The organism is Paracoccus haeundaensis, from assembly GCF_006239215.1.
Lineage (GTDB): Bacteria > Pseudomonadota > Alphaproteobacteria > Rhodobacterales > Rhodobacteraceae > Paracoccus > Paracoccus marcusii.
The window spans coordinates 87,751-101,619 of sequence record NZ_VDDC01000012.1 but is presented as its reverse complement, the minus strand read 5'-3'; the positions used below and the strand labels follow the sequence as shown (position 1 = coordinate 101,619).

The window sequence follows — 13,869 nt, the reverse complement described above, 5'->3', positions numbered from 1 at the left end:
TGACCCTGCGGCGCATGGATGGTGGTGTGTTGCATAGGACAGGCGCGCGGGCATTTCAACGCACCCCCGCGCGACGGGCAGCGACCCGAGGGAGATTTGCATGGCCAAGACGGCGTTTCTGGGACTGGGCGTGATGGGCTTTCCGATGGCCGGGCATCTGGCCGCAGCGGGACATCAGGTGACGGTGTTCAACCGCAGCCCGGCCAAGGCCGAGGCCTGGGTCGGCCGGCACGGCGGCGCCTCTGCGGCGACCCCGCGCGAGGCGGCGCAGGGCGCGGATCTGGTGATGTGCTGCGTAGGCAATGACGACGACCTGCGCCAGGTATGCCTGGGGCCCGACGGGGCCTTCGCGGGCATGGCGCAGGGTGCGGTCTTCGTCGATCATACGACGGTGTCGGCCAAGGTGACGGAGGAGCTGGCGCAGGCGGCGGCGGAGGCGGGCATCGGCTATGTCGATGCACCCGTATCCGGCGGTCAGGCGGGGGCCGAGAACGGCCAGCTGTCGATCATGTGCGGGGGCACGGTCGCGGATTTCGATCGCGCCGCGCCGGTCATCGATGCCTATGCCAAGATCTGTCGCCGGATGGGCGATGTGGGCGCGGGACAGATGACCAAGATGTGCAACCAGATCGCGATCGCGGGGTTGGTTCAGGCGCTGTCGGAATCGCTGGCATTCGCGCAGAAGGCGGGGCTGGACGTGGCCGATGTCGTCGAGGTGATCAGTCAGGGTGCGGCCGGCAGTTGGCAGATGGTCAACCGTCATGCGACCATGCATCGCGGCGAATTCGAACACGGGTTCGCCGTCGACTGGATGCGGAAGGATCTGGCGATCTGTCTGCAGGCAGGGGACCAGCTGGGTGCGGCGCTGCCGGTCACGGCACTGGTCGACCAGTTCTACAAGGACGTGCAGGCGATGGGCGGCGGCCGGTGGGACACCTCGTCCCTGATCGCGCGGCTGACCCGCTAGGGACGGGGAACGACAAAAGGCGGGATGTCCGCCTCTAACGAAGGGACTTGGGGGATGGCGGATCACAGCCTTGCCGGACAGATCGAGTTCGAGATCACCGGCGTGAACGAGCAGGAAGCCACCGGAGAGATGACCGTGACCGCGGGCATCCTGAACCCGTTCGGAACCATCCATGCGGGTGCGCTGGTCTGGTTCGCGGACGTGGTCGCGACGAACCTGGTCCTGGGCGGAGAGCAGCCGCAGGAGGGCATGGACAACTTTCCCGTGGCGATCACGCTGAACGCCCAGCTGCTGACCAACCGCCGCGACGGGGTTCTGACCGCGCTGGCATCCTGGATGCGGCGCGGGCGACGCATCTCGACCGTGCGCACGCAGGTCACCGATGCGGACGGGGCAGTGCTGCTGGACCTGACCTCGACCCATGTCAGTGCCCGCTGACCCTGCGGCACCATCGCGCCGGGCGGGTTGAAACGCCCGGCAATCGCGTCATCATGGCGCCATGATGGAGGAGACGTCATGGACGGTCTGATGATGCACCGCCCGCTGCTGCAAAGCGGGCTTCTGGATTTCGCCGCCGAGAGCTTTCCCGATGCGCGTATCGTGTCGCGCCGGGTCGAGGGAGACCTGCACCGACAGAGCTGGGCCCAGACCCGTGCCCGCGCGGTCCAGCTGTCCGTCGCGCTGGAGGGTTTGGGCGTGGCGCCCGGCGACCGGGTCGCGACGCTGGCCTGGAACGGGCACCGCCATCTGGAGATCTATCACGCCGTGCCGTCCATCGGAGCGGTCTGCCACACGATTAACCCGCGGCTGTCGGCCGACCAGATGGTCTTCATCGCGCATCACGCGGGCGACCGGCTGCTGTTCACCGACCTGAGCTTCGTGCCGCTGCTGGAAAAGCTGCAGGACCGTCTGCCGTCCATGCGCTATGTTGTCATGACCGACGCGGCGCACATGCCGCAGACGACGCTGGATGCGCTGTCCTACGAGGACCTGCTGGCGGGGCAGCCGACCGACCGAGTCTGGCCGGATTTTCCGGAAACGACCGCATCGGGCCTGTGCTATACGTCCGGGACTACGGGCGATCCCAAGGGTGTTCTGTATTCGCACCGCTCGAACATGCTGCACGCGCTGGCTACGGCCGCGGTGCTGGGCCCGGACCTGGGACCGCAGCCGCGCATCCTGCCGGTGGTGCCGCTGTTTCACGTCAACGCCTGGGGTCTGCCCTTCACGGCCCCGTTGATCGGGGCCAGCCTGATCATGCCCGGCCCGGCGCTGGACGGAGCCAGCCTGTGGGACCTGTGCCAGACCGAGGGCGTCGAAAGCGCCTGGGGCGTGCCCACCATCTGGCAGGGGCTGTTCGCCGAGATCCAGTCCCGCGGGGCCAAGCCCGCGGCGCTGCGCCACATCGTCGTCGGCGGCAGCGCGATGCCCCGCAGCCTGACCGAGGGCTTTGAACGTCTGGGCATCGACGTGAACCACGCCTGGGGCATGACCGAGACCTCTCCGCTGGGCAGCCAGGGGTCGCTTACGCCGGCGCAGCGCGATCTGCCGTTCGACCGGCGCATGGCGCTGAAGCAGGCGCAGGGGCGGCGGGTGTTCGGTGTCGAGATGAAGATCGTGGACGACGCGGGCACGCGCCAGCCCCATGACGGCCAAGCCATGGGAGAGCTGTTCGTGCGCGGCAACACCGTGGCCGCCGGTTATCACGACAATGCCGGTGCGACGGCGCGCGCGATCGACGCAGACGGCTGGTTCGGGACAGGCGACATCGCCTCGATCAGCGCCGACGGCATCCTGACGCTTCGCGACCGGGCCAAGGACCTGATCAAGTCGGGTGGCGAATGGATCAGTTCGATCGACGTCGAGAACCTGGCGGTCGCCCATCCGGACGTGGCGCAATGCGCAGTCATCGCGCTGCTCCATCCGAAATGGGATGAACGCCCGCTGCTGGTGATCAAGCCCAAGGGGGCCGCCCGACCTGGGCTGGAGGAGATGCGGTCCCATCTGGGCGCGCATCTGGCCAGCTGGCAGCTGCCCGACGACGTCGTCTATGTCGACGAGATGCCCCTGACGGCGACCGGCAAGATCAGCAAGCTGACCCTGCGGGAGCAGTTCCGCGACCACGTCCTGCCCGACCTGCGGGGCCAGGCGGCTGACTGACCCAAGGGCGGGTCAGGGATCCTGCGCCTGCAGGGTGGACAGCACATAAAGGCGGAGGGCCGTGGCCAGCCCGATCTGCGGCGGCCGGGCATGGTCGATTTGTCCGATCAGCGCGGCGCGGGTCAGGTCGCGCGCTGCGGCCTGAGTCGCCAGCGCCTTCCAGAACGCATCTTCCAGCGACACCGACGTGCGGTGCCCGTCGATGGTCACCGACCGCTTCAGCGGCGGTGTCATGGCGGGCAGGTCGATCATTCGTCAGGCGTGTCGCGCCGATGCGCGTCCAGCACGCCGGCCGCGCGGTCGCGTTCTGCGTGGCGCGCGTCGCGCAGCGGCTTGGCCTCTCCGTGCAGGGCGGCGTTCGCGTCGCCCTTGGCGCGCTTGGCGTCGCGGTCGCGGGCCTTGCGGGCCTGGCGCAGGTTGATGATGCGGGTCATGGCGGTCCGTGAAACGACGAAGGGCGCGCCACTGTGGCGCGCCCCCCGGCCTTGGGTCAAGAGGGTCAGCCCTTGGGGCTGATCATGTCCTCGGGGCGGACGACGCGGTCGAAGGTCTCTCCGTCGACGAAGCCCAGGGCGATGGCCTCCTCGCGCAGCGTCGTGCCGTTCTTGTGCGCGGTCTTGGCGACCTTGGTGGCGTTGTCATAGCCGATGGTGGGCGCCAGCGCCGTCACCAGCATCAGCGATTCGCGCATCAGCTGGTCGATGCGCTTCACGTTGGCCTGTGTGCCCACGACCATGTTGTCGGTGAAGCTGGAGGCCGCATCGCCCAGAAGCTGCATGGATTGCAGCACGTTGTAGGACATCATCGGGTTGTAGACGTTCAGCTCGAAATGCCCCTGCGACCCGGCAAAGCCCACGGCGGCGTCGTTGCCCATCACATGCGCGCAGACCATCGTCAGCGCCTCGGCCTGGGTCGGGTTCACCTTGCCCGGCATGATCGACGATCCCGGCTCGTTCTCGGGCAGGATCAGTTCGCCAAGACCCGAACGCGGCCCCGACCCCAGCAGGCGCATGTCGTTGGCGATCTTAAACAGCGATCCGGCCACCGTCTTCAGCGCGCCCGAGAACATGACCATCGCGTCATGGGCGGCCAGCGCCTCGAACTTGTTCGGCGCGGTGACGAAGGGCAGGTCGGTGATCTTGGCGATTTCCGCGGCGATGGCGGTGTCCCAGCCCTTCTTGGTGTTCAGGCCGGTGCCGACGGCCGTGCCGCCCTGGGCCAGCTCATAGATGTCGGGCAGGCAGGATTTCACCCGCTCGATCCCCTTGCGGACCTGATGGGCATAGCCACCGAATTCCTGACCCAGGGTCAGCGGCGTCGCATCCTGGGTGTGGGTACGGCCGATCTTGATGATGTCCTTGAACTCGGCCGACTTGGCCTCCAGCGCGGCGGCCAGCTTCTCCAGACCCGGCAGCAGCGTGTCGCGTGCCAGCATGGCGATGCCCACATGCATCGCGGTCGGGAAGGTGTCGTTCGACGACTGCCCCATGTTGCAGTGGTCGTTCGGGTGGACGGGTTTCTTGGACCCCATCTCTCCGCCCATGATCTCGATCGCGCGGTTCGAGATCACCTCGTTGGCGTTCATGTTCGACTGGGTGCCGGACCCGGTCTGCCAGACGACCAGCGGGAAGTTGTCGTCGAACTTGCCTTGGAACACCTCGGTCGCGGCCTGCTCCATTGCATCGGCCAGATCGGCGGGCAGGTCGCCCGAGGCGCGGTTCACCCGCGCGGCGGCCAGCTTGATCGCGCCCAGGGCGCGGATGATCGGCACCGGCTGGCGTTCCCAGCCAATCGGGAAGTTGATGATCGAACGCTGCGTCTGCGCGCCCCAGTATTTCGAGGCGTCAACCTCCAGCGGGCCGAAGCTGTCGGTTTCGGTGCGGGTCTTGGTCATCGGGTCGCTCCCTCACGGTTTCGTGGCGGGTTGTAGCGGTCCGGGCCATCGGGCGCAATTCGTATGCAACGGTATGCTGGCGCAAACAGCGCGCTCAGTCGTCCAGCGCATGCATCGCCGCGCGCAGGCGCGGGGTCAGCGCGTCGGGCAGGGGCAGGATCGGTCGGGGCGGCTGCGCGTCGGTCAGGTCCATCAGCCGGGCGCAGGCATGAACGACCCGCAGGCTGCCATGGGCCTGGAACAGGTCCCACATCGGCTGGAACCGCGCCTGCCAGCGGGCCGTTTCGGGCCGGTCGCCCGCACGGGCGGCACACGCCAGGGTCAGCGTCTGGTCGGGCCACAGGCCCGCCGCCACGCTGAACCAGCCGTCGGCATGGTTCAAAAGCGCGTCGGGACAGCCCCAGTCGCCGCTGTAGCCGATGGCGAAATCGGGCGGCAGATCGGCGCGCAGGGCCGCGATCTGGCCTGCGAAGTCCCCGCCTGCGGGCAGCGGCATCTTGACCGCCGTGACGGTCGGCAGCGACGCCAGCCGGGCAATCAGCGCGGGCGAAAAGGTGAAATGCGTGGTCGATGGATTGTTGTAGATGCAGATCGGCAGGTCCGACGCCCCTGCGACGGTTTCGAAATGCCCAAAGACCTCATCCTCGGTCAGGGGGGTGTAGGACATCGGCGCCAACAGCAGGCCCGTCGCCCCCGCATCTGCCGCATGACGCGCCAGCGCGGCCGAGGTGTCGCTCCGCAACGCGCCCACGCCCGCGATCACCGGCACCCTGCCGCCGGCGGCGTCCAGCGCGGTCTCCAGCACCTCCCGGCGCTGGTCGGCCTCCAGATAGGCATAGCCGCCCGTCGATCCCAGCACGCCGATGCTGTCCACGCCCGCCCGCGCAAGGCGCAGGATCAGGCGGCGCAGGTCGGCGGGCAGGGGACGGCCCGCGGCGTCGGTCGGCGTGATCGGAAAGGCCGACAGGCCGCGCATGGTCATGGCGCTATTTCCGCCAGCGGTCCAGGCGCACGACATCGGCGCCGCCCGACGGGGGCGTGTCGTCGCCGTCATCCTCGGCGTCCAGCTGGTATTCGGCGTCGGCCTCGGCGTCCTCATCCTCGTCGTCGTCGCTGTCCTGCGTCTCGAAGCGCAGGCCGAATTCGACGGACGGGTCCACGAAGGTGCGCAGCGCATCGAACGGGATCTTCAGCGGTTCCGGCTGGTTGCCGAAGTTCAGCGTGATGGTGAAATGGTCGGGCTGGATCGTCAGGTTGTCGAACCAGTGCTGGATGACGATGGTCATCTCCTCGGGATAGCGTTCGCGCAGCCAGTCCGCCATCTCGACACCGTCGTCGCGGGTGTCGAAGGTGATGAAGAAATGATGCTCTCCGGGCAGACCGTCGCGGGCGACCTGGCGCAGCACCTCGGCGATCAGCCCCTGCATCGCGCGATGCATCATTCCGCCGTAATCCAGTCCCGATCGCGCCATGACGTCACCCTACCTTTTCTTGCCGGCAAGCATAGGGATATGACCGGGGATGAAAAGGGGGGCGGAGGTGGATTCCGCGTCCCCTCACGCCGCGCGGTCCAACAGGTCCCGCCGCAACGCGCGCAGATCGGCCGCCATGGTCGCCGCGGGCTTTGGGCCGAACCATTCCAGCGATGCACCCATCCCCGCCGGCACCACGCGCAGGAACGCCGCATAATCGACGGCACCCGTCAGCAGCGGGCACATGCCGTCACGGCTGCTGCGCGGATCGTGGACGTTGTCCGGGTGAAAGACCGACAGGCGGTCGCGCGCGGTCACGGATTTCAGGTGCAGGTGATCGACATGTTCGCGCAGCGCGGCGAATGCAGATACGGGGTCGGCGCCCGACTCCCACACATGCAGCACGTCGAAGTTCACGCCGACCGCGGGGTGGTCCAGCGCATCCAGCAGGTCCAAGGTCGCGGGCAGGCTGTCGGCCAGGGTCTGCGGATGCGTCTCGACCGCGATGCGCAGGCCGCGGTCATGGGCCATGTCGGCCGTCGTGCCCAGGTCGCGCATGATCGCGCGGCGCTGGTCCGCCCCCGCCTGATCGCGCCCTACGCCCCCCGCGAACAGCCGCAGCCGTGGCGCGCCCCAGGTCCGGGTCAGGTCCAGCAGGTCGGCCGCGTCGGCGCGGCTGAAACCGGCAGTGCCCAGGGGCAGATAGCCCGCCAGCATCGGCACCGGGGGACGCTGCGGCAGGTCACGCCATTCGACGGCCAGCGTGCGGGCATGCGGGGCCCAGATCTCCAGCCCGTCGAACCCTTCGCGGGCGACATAGCGGGCCAGGTCGCGGGCGGTCACGTCCAGGTGGCGGAAGGCCACGGAACAGGCATTGATCCTCATGCGCGCGCCCTCTGCCAGCGGTCGAACCACTGGCCCACGGTGGCCTTGATGCCCCGTTCCAGCAGGGTCAGCCGGTCCAGATCGGCCAGCACCTGCAGCAGATCGTCGCCGTCACCGCCGCGGGCAAAGGCCACCGCGCGCAGATGGGCCGCGTTCAGCCCGCCATGCAGCGCCGCGATCCGGTCGCAGCATTCCTCGAACGCGTCGTGATCGGCGCCCTCGATGTCGCCGAAGATCGCCAGCGCGTGCTCATAGGCGTATTTGCGGATCGCGATGACCGGCAGTTCGCGCAGCGCGGGTTCCAGATCGGCGCGCGGCAGGTCTGCGACATGGGCCTGCACGATGCGGCGGATCGCGTCGATCAGCGGCACGGCCTGCGCGTCGAAGGTCGCGTGGTGCATCGCGGCGATGGTCGCGTCGTTCGCGGGATGCGCACCCGCATTGTCGAAGGCGAAGCCTCCGGCCACGGTGGGTGCCAGGAATGCCGCCCGCAGGTCGCGGGCGGGCAGCGGCCCCTCCCACCGGAAATCCGGGTCGCGCATCAGCCAGGTGTCGGGGTCCGCCGTGGGCTCCAGCAGGGCATAGTGGGGAAAGCTGGCCTGGGCGAACTTGTTGTCGCGTTGCGGCAGCAGCGCCATGTCGACCATCGGCATGACGTAGCGGCCGGGCCGCCAGTCGGCCAGTAGGGCGTGCAGGCGGTCCAGGTTCCGCGCACCCGGCGCGGCATCCTCATGCCAGCGCGTCACCTGCAGGCCGAACAGGCGACCAGCCCAATGCAGATAGAAGCCGTGATCGATCCCCGGCGCGTGATAGGACAGGCGCATCCTGTCGTCGACGATCACCTGCCCGTCCCACAGGCCCAGATACAGCGGGCGGTGGTCGATCCCGCCGCGGTCCTTCAGCGCCTGACACAGGCAGCTGACGACGCAATGGACCTTGATGTCGACAGGTTCATCGGGCGCGGGGGTCACGCCCGCCAGCGCCATCGACAGCGCCTGCACGGTCATTCCGGGGGCGCGGTCGAACGTATCCTCGGCCATGGTGATGCCCGCCTCGTCCAGGTGCAGCATCAGCGTCATCAGGGCGACCGAATCCAGGCCCAGGTCATGGCCAAGACGCGCGTCGGGACCAAAGGCCGCCATGCGCGGGCAGGCCATCGGACCGGCCAGGATCGCGCGGATGCGGTCCTGCATGTCCTGCGGGGCGGGGATGGGGCGAGGGTCGGTCATGTGGGGGCCTCCAACAGTGTTTCGGCAAGGGCGCGGCGGGCGATCTTGCCGTTCGCGCCACGCGGCAGGGAGGGCAGGCGGACCAGACGCACCGGCCGCTGGCGCGGCGACAGCAGGGCCGCCAGATGGGCGTCCAGCCGCGCCTCGGCGATGTCGCCGGCATAGGCAAGCGCCGGGCGCTGATGCGCGACGGGGTCCGGGACGGCGAATGCCACCGCGTCGGTGATGCCCGGCAGGCTCAGGGCCGCAGTCTCGATATGGGCGGGATAGACGTTCAGGCCCGCGACATCGATCACCTCGGCCTGGCGCCCGGCAAAGATCAGGTGGCCGCGGGCGTCGATCACGCCCAGATCGCCGGTCTGCACCGTCGCGCCTGCGGCATGGACGGAGACGGGGCCGGGTGCGTCCCGTCCGGCCTGCAGGCGGACATGCGGCAGGGGCAGGCCCATATCCTCGGGCCGGTCGGGGTTCTGGGCGATGGCTAGGCATCCCGCCTCGGAACAGCCGTACTGCTGGAACAATTGGCGCGACGCCCCGCGGATCGCGTCGAACCACCGCTGCGGCAGCACCGTCCCCGACGACATCACCGCGTGCAGCCCCTGCGCCCCGGCCAACCGCGCCAGCACATGCAGCAGCGGCGGTGCGGCATAGATCAGCGGATCGCGGAACTGGGCCAGCTGGCGCAGGATGGCGCGCGGGTTGGCGTGGTCCAGCACCACCGGAGCATGTCCCCGTGCCTGTCCGACCAGCACCCCGGCGATCAGTCCATAGGAATGGGTGATCGGGGCCGCGATCACCGGCGTCATCCCGGCCGCCTGCGGAAAGGCCTGCAGATAGGCGTCGATCTCGGTCTGGATGGCGGCCCAGCTGCGGGCGATGATCTTGGGTGCGCCGGTGGTGCCCGAACTGGTCTGGATCAGCACCCCACTCGGCGCATGTGGCGCGTGCTGTCCCAACCCCTGCAGACCCGCATCGGTCATCATCAGGTCGCAGCCCGCCCGCCTTGCCAGATCGCGTGCCTGATCGGGGGGCGTTTCCGGGTGGATCGGATGACAGGACGCGCCCGCATCCCGCAGGCGCAGGATCTGCGTCAGGCAGGCGGCGCGGTCAGTCATCAACAGTGCGATGCGCGTGCGGTCGGGGTCGCGGCCGGCCAGCAGGTCGGGGGCGTCCGGGCCGAACGGATCGATCAGCGTGTCGTTCAGGTGGAACAGGCGGGTCATGGCGGGCTCCTTCAGCGGGTTCGGCGCAGGATGGGTTTCGGTGCGGCCCAGCAGCCCCGCGGCCAAGCTCTCCGCCGGAACCATCGCGGCGTCGGTGCGCAGGCTGGGGGCATGGGGCAGGGCGGCGCGGGCCAATCGCCAGAAGATCGCTTCGGGCAGGTGGCCGGTGCGGTGCAGCAGATCCGCCAGATCCGACAGCACGTGGGTAACCAGACAGTCGGCCACCAGATCGCGCAGGTCGGTGGCCCGGCCCATGCGGTGATAGGTGCCGTCCGGTGCCTCCGCCATCGCCGGTTCGATGGCCGCAAGGTCCGGGGCGGGCAGGCTCAGCCGGTCCGGCAGGTATTCCAGGCTTTCGCTGAAATCGCGGGCCACCAACCCGGTCGGCCAGCCGCCGTCATGGGTGATCAGCAGGTTCTGGCCATGTGCCTCCAGCGCGATCCCGTGATGCGTCATCAGGCGCCAGGCGGGTTGCAGGATCGTCAGCAGCCGCGCGGTCCAGGCGTGGGTGCCATGCGCGGCCAGCCAGGGCGCGATCAGTGCGCGTCCGTCCGACTGGGTCAGCGACAGGGCCGACAGGGGCATGGCACCTGGGGGCGGGGGGCTGCGCCGGATCGCGGCCAGCCTGCCGCCCAGCAGGTCGCGTGCGACGATGGCCGCGCCATGTTCCGGCAGGATCGTCAGCCCGGCCAGGTGCTGATCGGACGCCACCACGCGCCCCAGCCAGTCCGAGATGGCCGGCGCCACCGCCACCGACCACGGCACCAAGTCGCGGACCGAGGAGGTCACCCCCACGCCAAGCGACAGCTTCAGGTGATCGCCCCCGTCGCAGGCGGCTAATGTCCGCAGCGACGCCGTGGCCTGCATCCGCGGCCCGTCCACCGGCGGCGCCCGCAAGGCCCCGCGCGCCATCAGCGCCTGCACCGCCGGGTCACGTTGCAGGCACCGCCACTGCCACGGGTGGACCGGGATGGCCCCCGGCGGCGCCCAGCCCTGCGCGGGGTCCGTTCCTGCACGCGTCACGATTGCGGGGTCGACCGACAGCCAGACCGGCACGATGGTCCTGCCGCCTTCCGGGCCGAAGGCGGCATTGTCGGCGTCCGAAAACCCGGCGCGGGTCTTGAAGCCGGGATGATAGGGATGCCCCTCGATCAGGCTCGCCTCCAGCGCCGGGCCTTTCAGCGACAGGCGGTTGTCGCGAACCGGCCCCGCCGCGCGCAGGAAATGCGCGCTGCGCCGCATGGCGGTCATCAGCGCCGCGGGATCGTGGCCGGCCTTGGCCAGCGCGCGTTCCAGGTCGTCCGGTTTCAGCAATCCGCCGGTGGTATCGCGCGGGTCGTCCAGCAGCCTGACACGGCCGCTGGCCTGCAGTCGATGTGGCGCCCGGATGGCCAGGTCACCCACCGTCCAGCCGCCCTGCGCCGGGCGCAGGATGCCTTCAAAGGCCAGCGCCTCTATCGTCTGGCGCAGGGCGCGGGTCTCAGGCGACATCTGACAGCATCCCGGCATGGGCCAGCGCGGGCAGGGGGTTTGGCACGCGGATCATCGGTGCGCGTTCCCCGGGGATCAGCAGCTCGTCCACACCGCCCAGCTGGGTCAGCAGATTTCCCTTGGCGGGCAGATGCGGCTGCGTCAGCCAGCGGCGGGCCAAGGCGCCGCCATGACCCGGCAGGCGGGTCAGACCGCCAAGATGGGCTGCCAGCGCAGACAGCGCCCGCCGCTCTGGCCAGATCCCGTCCAGCGCCATGCGGTGGACCACGCCAAACACCTGGTTCACGATCAGCGAATAGGTCAGCGCGTCCTCTGCCTCGGCGCGCGGATAGACCAGGTTGGGAATGGCGCGCAGCGTGGCGCAGGCCATGTCGTCGGCCACATAGAAGCCCTGGTTGTCGCGGATGTCGCAGCGGTGCGGCAGACCTTGGGACAGGTCCAGCAGGGCGTTCTGCTGATGTGCCTCGACCGCGATCCCGGTGGCGTCATACAGGCGCAGCAGAGGGGCGACGGCGCAGTCCAGATAGGCGTCGAACCAGGCGGCCGGGTCGTGCCCCGCCATGACCTGCGCCAGCATCGACGGCCGTCCCGGCAGAGGTTCGGCGACGAGGCCCGCGACCTGCATCACCTGCCCCCCGCGCCCCCCGCGCCACGGGTTGCGGCGCAGGATCACCTCCAGCCCGGATTCGATGCGACCGGGCAGGGCCAGGGTCAGCCAATGCGGGTCGTCGATCAACCGCAGCCGCCCGAACCGCCCCTGCAGCGCGCCGATGCGGGCCGACATCGCCGCGCCCGCCAGCAGTTCGTGACGCTTGTTCACGCGCTGCGAGTTGGTGATGGTGACCGGCAGCGACACCTTGACCTGCCACGGGCTGTCGCCGCGCCACAACGTCCGCACCGAGGATGTCGCCCACCACGCCGGTCCCACCGGTCCCAGCTCGCGGATGGCGCCCTGCGACAGCAGCGCGGCGATGGCCGGATCGCGGCTGGCGCGGTCCCAGGTCAGCGGATGCGCGGGCAGCAGGATGCGTCCGGGACCGGGGTCCAGATCCATGCCCGGCAGTTCGCGCACACGGTCAGGGTCGGTGCCTGCGATCAGGTCTTTGCGGACCGACAGGCCGACAAGGTGCAACGCGCCGCACCAGTCCGGGGTCATCGCGCGTTCCTCGGGCAGGGACATGCCGGACAGCGCCTTGGGGCAGGGATGCATCCAGTGGCCGAAGATCACCGCCTGTTCGGCGGTCAACCAGTCGGGTGCGGGGTGCGGCCGCGCCAGGCGCTGTCCGCAGATCGTGGCGATCCGATGACGGCTGGCCTGCACGCGGCGCGCCAAGGCGGCGCCTGCAGGTCCGTGATCGCCTTTCAGTCGGTCCAGGATCAACGACAGCGCCAAGGCCGGGTCGATGGAGCGCGATCCGTCCGGCCCGTGCCGGATCAGCCCGCGGATGCGCGGCATTCCCGATACCATCGGCGCATCGGTCAAGACCTCCAGCCAGCCGCCGGCGACCGGGACCAGATCGCACCCGCCGCCCAGCTCGCGCCTGTCGCAGATCAGAAGGGCGCGCAGGCTGGCCAGATCGGCGATGCCCTGCGCGTCGGACGCAGGGCAGGGATCGGGCAGGGTGCCGGCCCCCGGACCTGCTTGTTCAGGATGACGGACAGCCAACAGGCACGGGTCGGAAAAGGTCATCTGCGCCTCGGAGTGCGGCCATGGGCCGTGGGATCACGAGGCTGGCAGATGCTGGCAAGGCGTGGGTTATTATTGTTTATTATTTATGTCAAGTATATCCCATGAACGTGCAGGTATTGTCGCGTCCGCTACCACAGGTCGATTGTCGGGGTACTGTCAGCCGCCGGCGCCATCCCGCCGAGGCGGCTGGCCTGCGCCCGCAGTTCCAAGCCAGCCGCGGCTTGGCCTAGGTCGCAGGGCTGCCCCGGCGGGGTCTGCTGCGCCAGCACGCTCAGGAACCGCGACAGCCCCTCGACCTCTTGACGCAGCAGGTCGGCGGCCTGCAGTGACTGGGCCGCCGCATCGGTCACCTGCAGCATCGCGCCCAAGGCGGCATCGATCCGCCCCAGGCCTTGGGCGATGCGATGCGCCTCGGCGGCGGCGCGATGCAGGGCCGCGTTCAGGCAAGGATCGGGCGTCGCCGTCATTGCAGCTTGCCCGTCACCGATTCGATGCAGCGCAGCAACGCCTCCTTGGTGAAGGGCTTGGCGATGAAGTTGTTCATGCCGGCGCGCTGGCCCCGCTCGATCATCTCGCGCGTGGCGGTGCCGGTGATCAGGATGAAGCCGATGCGCTGGGTGCTGGGATTCTGTCGCAGCGCCTCCAGCAGGCCAAGGCCGTCCATTCCGGGCATGTTGTAATCCGAGATGACCAAATGAACCGGAGCCGCGGCCAGTCTGCGGAACGCCGTCTCTCCGTTCGCCTCGTACTGGACATTGACCAGGCCGGCCCAGTCCAACGCCTGTTCGATCAGCGATCGGCTGATGGTCATGTCGTCCACCACCATCACATGAAGGTTCGATTTCAGTGCCATGTTGT

Annotated in this window: 14 protein-coding genes; 3 read left to right on the top strand and 11 right to left on the bottom strand. The window is 69.2% G+C overall.

Features of this window, described 5'->3' with window-relative positions; genetic code table 11:
• Positions 1-100 precede the first annotated feature (100 nt).
• From FHD67_RS07815 to FHD67_RS07805, 3 genes are all read left to right on the top strand, one after another.
• Positions 101-967, top strand: coding sequence for an NAD(P)-dependent oxidoreductase (locus tag FHD67_RS07815; protein WP_045998833.1), 867 nt, complete (start codon positions 101-103; stop codon positions 965-967).
• A gap of 54 nt (positions 968-1,021) precedes the next feature.
• The gene (locus FHD67_RS07810) at positions 1,022-1,405 is read left to right on the top strand and encodes a PaaI family thioesterase (RefSeq protein WP_045998834.1); all 384 of its coding nucleotides are present in this window, start codon (positions 1,022-1,024) and stop codon (positions 1,403-1,405) included.
• Positions 1,406-1,483: 78 nt separating this feature from the next.
• A complete protein-coding gene (locus FHD67_RS07805) occupies positions 1,484-3,127 on the top strand; it encodes a long-chain fatty acid--CoA ligase (RefSeq protein ID WP_139598368.1) in 1,644 nt (547 codons plus the stop codon).
• A 12-nt stretch (positions 3,128-3,139) separates the two neighbouring features.
• On the opposite strand, the gene FHD67_RS07800 is transcribed toward FHD67_RS07805, so the two are convergent.
• The 11 genes from FHD67_RS07800 to FHD67_RS07750 all read right to left on the bottom strand — a co-directional run bounded on the left by FHD67_RS07800 (position 3,140) and on the right by FHD67_RS07750 (position 13,864).
• A complete protein-coding gene (locus FHD67_RS07800) occupies positions 3,140-3,379 on the bottom strand; it encodes a ribbon-helix-helix domain-containing protein (RefSeq protein WP_084693622.1) in 240 nt (79 codons plus the stop codon).
• On the bottom strand, positions 3,376-3,561 hold the full coding sequence (locus tag FHD67_RS07795) for a DUF4169 family protein (RefSeq protein ID WP_139598367.1): 186 nt from the start codon (positions 3,559-3,561) through the stop codon (positions 3,376-3,378). The genes FHD67_RS07800 and FHD67_RS07795 overlap by 4 nt, the downstream gene beginning before the upstream one ends.
• Before the next feature lie 65 nt (positions 3,562-3,626).
• Positions 3,627-5,021: a class II fumarate hydratase gene (gene fumC / locus FHD67_RS07790; protein ID WP_139598366.1), complete on the bottom strand. Its 1,395-nt coding sequence runs from the start codon at positions 5,019-5,021 to the stop codon at positions 3,627-3,629.
• Between the two features lie 94 nt (positions 5,022-5,115).
• The gene (locus FHD67_RS07785; RefSeq protein WP_045998838.1) at positions 5,116-6,003 is read right to left on the bottom strand and encodes a dihydrodipicolinate synthase family protein; all 888 of its coding nucleotides are present in this window, start codon (positions 6,001-6,003) and stop codon (positions 5,116-5,118) included.
• Positions 6,004-6,007: 4 nt separating this feature from the next.
• A complete protein-coding gene (locus FHD67_RS07780) occupies positions 6,008-6,493 on the bottom strand; it encodes an SspB family protein (RefSeq protein WP_045998839.1) in 486 nt (161 codons plus the stop codon).
• An 84-nt stretch (positions 6,494-6,577) separates the two neighbouring features.
• Complete coding sequence (locus tag FHD67_RS07775) at positions 6,578-7,378, bottom strand: sugar phosphate isomerase/epimerase family protein (protein WP_045998840.1); 801 nt, start codon at positions 7,376-7,378, stop codon at positions 6,578-6,580.
• Positions 7,375-8,607, bottom strand: coding sequence for a DUF6005 family protein (locus FHD67_RS07770; protein ID WP_139598365.1), 1,233 nt, complete (start codon positions 8,605-8,607; stop codon positions 7,375-7,377). Before FHD67_RS07770 ends, FHD67_RS07775 begins: the two co-directional genes overlap by 4 nt.
• On the bottom strand, positions 8,604-11,321 hold the full coding sequence (locus tag FHD67_RS07765; RefSeq protein WP_176695078.1) for an IucA/IucC family protein: 2,718 nt from the start codon (positions 11,319-11,321) through the stop codon (positions 8,604-8,606). The genes FHD67_RS07770 and FHD67_RS07765 overlap by 4 nt, the downstream gene beginning before the upstream one ends.
• Positions 11,311-13,011, bottom strand: a complete 1,701-nt coding sequence (locus tag FHD67_RS07760; RefSeq protein WP_139598363.1) for an IucA/IucC family protein — start codon at positions 13,009-13,011, stop codon at positions 11,311-11,313. The genes FHD67_RS07765 and FHD67_RS07760 overlap by 11 nt, the downstream gene beginning before the upstream one ends.
• A 128-nt stretch (positions 13,012-13,139) precedes the next feature.
• Positions 13,140-13,478: a hypothetical protein gene (locus tag FHD67_RS07755; protein WP_139598362.1), complete on the bottom strand. Its 339-nt coding sequence runs from the start codon at positions 13,476-13,478 to the stop codon at positions 13,140-13,142.
• Positions 13,475-13,864: a response regulator gene (locus FHD67_RS07750; RefSeq protein ID WP_045998843.1), complete on the bottom strand. Its 390-nt coding sequence runs from the start codon at positions 13,862-13,864 to the stop codon at positions 13,475-13,477. Before FHD67_RS07750 ends, FHD67_RS07755 begins: the two co-directional genes overlap by 4 nt.
• Between the last annotated feature and the right edge of the window lie 5 nt (positions 13,865-13,869).

What these genes read in the sequence shown, in the direction of transcription:
- FHD67_RS07755 (WP_139598362.1), bottom strand. Translation starts at nt 13,478, where the DNA reads ATGACGGCGACGCCCGATCCTTGCCTGAACGCGGCCCTGCATCGCGCC.
- FHD67_RS07780 (WP_045998839.1), bottom strand. Translation starts at nt 6,493, where the DNA reads ATGGCGCGATCGGGACTGGATTACGGCGGAATGATGCATCGCGCGATG.
- FHD67_RS07810 (WP_045998834.1), top strand. Translation starts at nt 1,022, where the DNA reads ATGGCGGATCACAGCCTTGCCGGACAGATCGAGTTCGAGATCACCGGC.
- FHD67_RS07805 (WP_139598368.1), top strand. Translation starts at nt 1,484, where the DNA reads ATGGACGGTCTGATGATGCACCGCCCGCTGCTGCAAAGCGGGCTTCTG.
- FHD67_RS07785 (WP_045998838.1), bottom strand. Translation starts at nt 6,003, where the DNA reads ATGACCATGCGCGGCCTGTCGGCCTTTCCGATCACGCCGACCGACGCC.
- fumC (WP_139598366.1), bottom strand. Translation starts at nt 5,021, where the DNA reads ATGACCAAGACCCGCACCGAAACCGACAGCTTCGGCCCGCTGGAGGTT.
- FHD67_RS07795 (WP_139598367.1), bottom strand. Translation starts at nt 3,561, where the DNA reads ATGACCCGCATCATCAACCTGCGCCAGGCCCGCAAGGCCCGCGACCGC.
- FHD67_RS07770 (WP_139598365.1), bottom strand. Translation starts at nt 8,607, where the DNA reads ATGACCGACCCTCGCCCCATCCCCGCCCCGCAGGACATGCAGGACCGC.
- FHD67_RS07765 (WP_176695078.1), bottom strand. Translation starts at nt 11,321, where the DNA reads ATGTCGCCTGAGACCCGCGCCCTGCGCCAGACGATAGAGGCGCTGGCC.
- FHD67_RS07800 (WP_084693622.1), bottom strand. Translation starts at nt 3,379, where the DNA reads ATGATCGACCTGCCCGCCATGACACCGCCGCTGAAGCGGTCGGTGACC.
- FHD67_RS07815 (WP_045998833.1), top strand. Translation starts at nt 101, where the DNA reads ATGGCCAAGACGGCGTTTCTGGGACTGGGCGTGATGGGCTTTCCGATG.
- FHD67_RS07760 (WP_139598363.1), bottom strand. Translation starts at nt 13,011, where the DNA reads ATGACCTTTTCCGACCCGTGCCTGTTGGCTGTCCGTCATCCTGAACAA.
- FHD67_RS07750 (WP_045998843.1), bottom strand. Translation starts at nt 13,864, where the DNA reads ATGGCACTGAAATCGAACCTTCATGTGATGGTGGTGGACGACATGACC.
- FHD67_RS07775 (WP_045998840.1), bottom strand. Translation starts at nt 7,378, where the DNA reads ATGAGGATCAATGCCTGTTCCGTGGCCTTCCGCCACCTGGACGTGACC.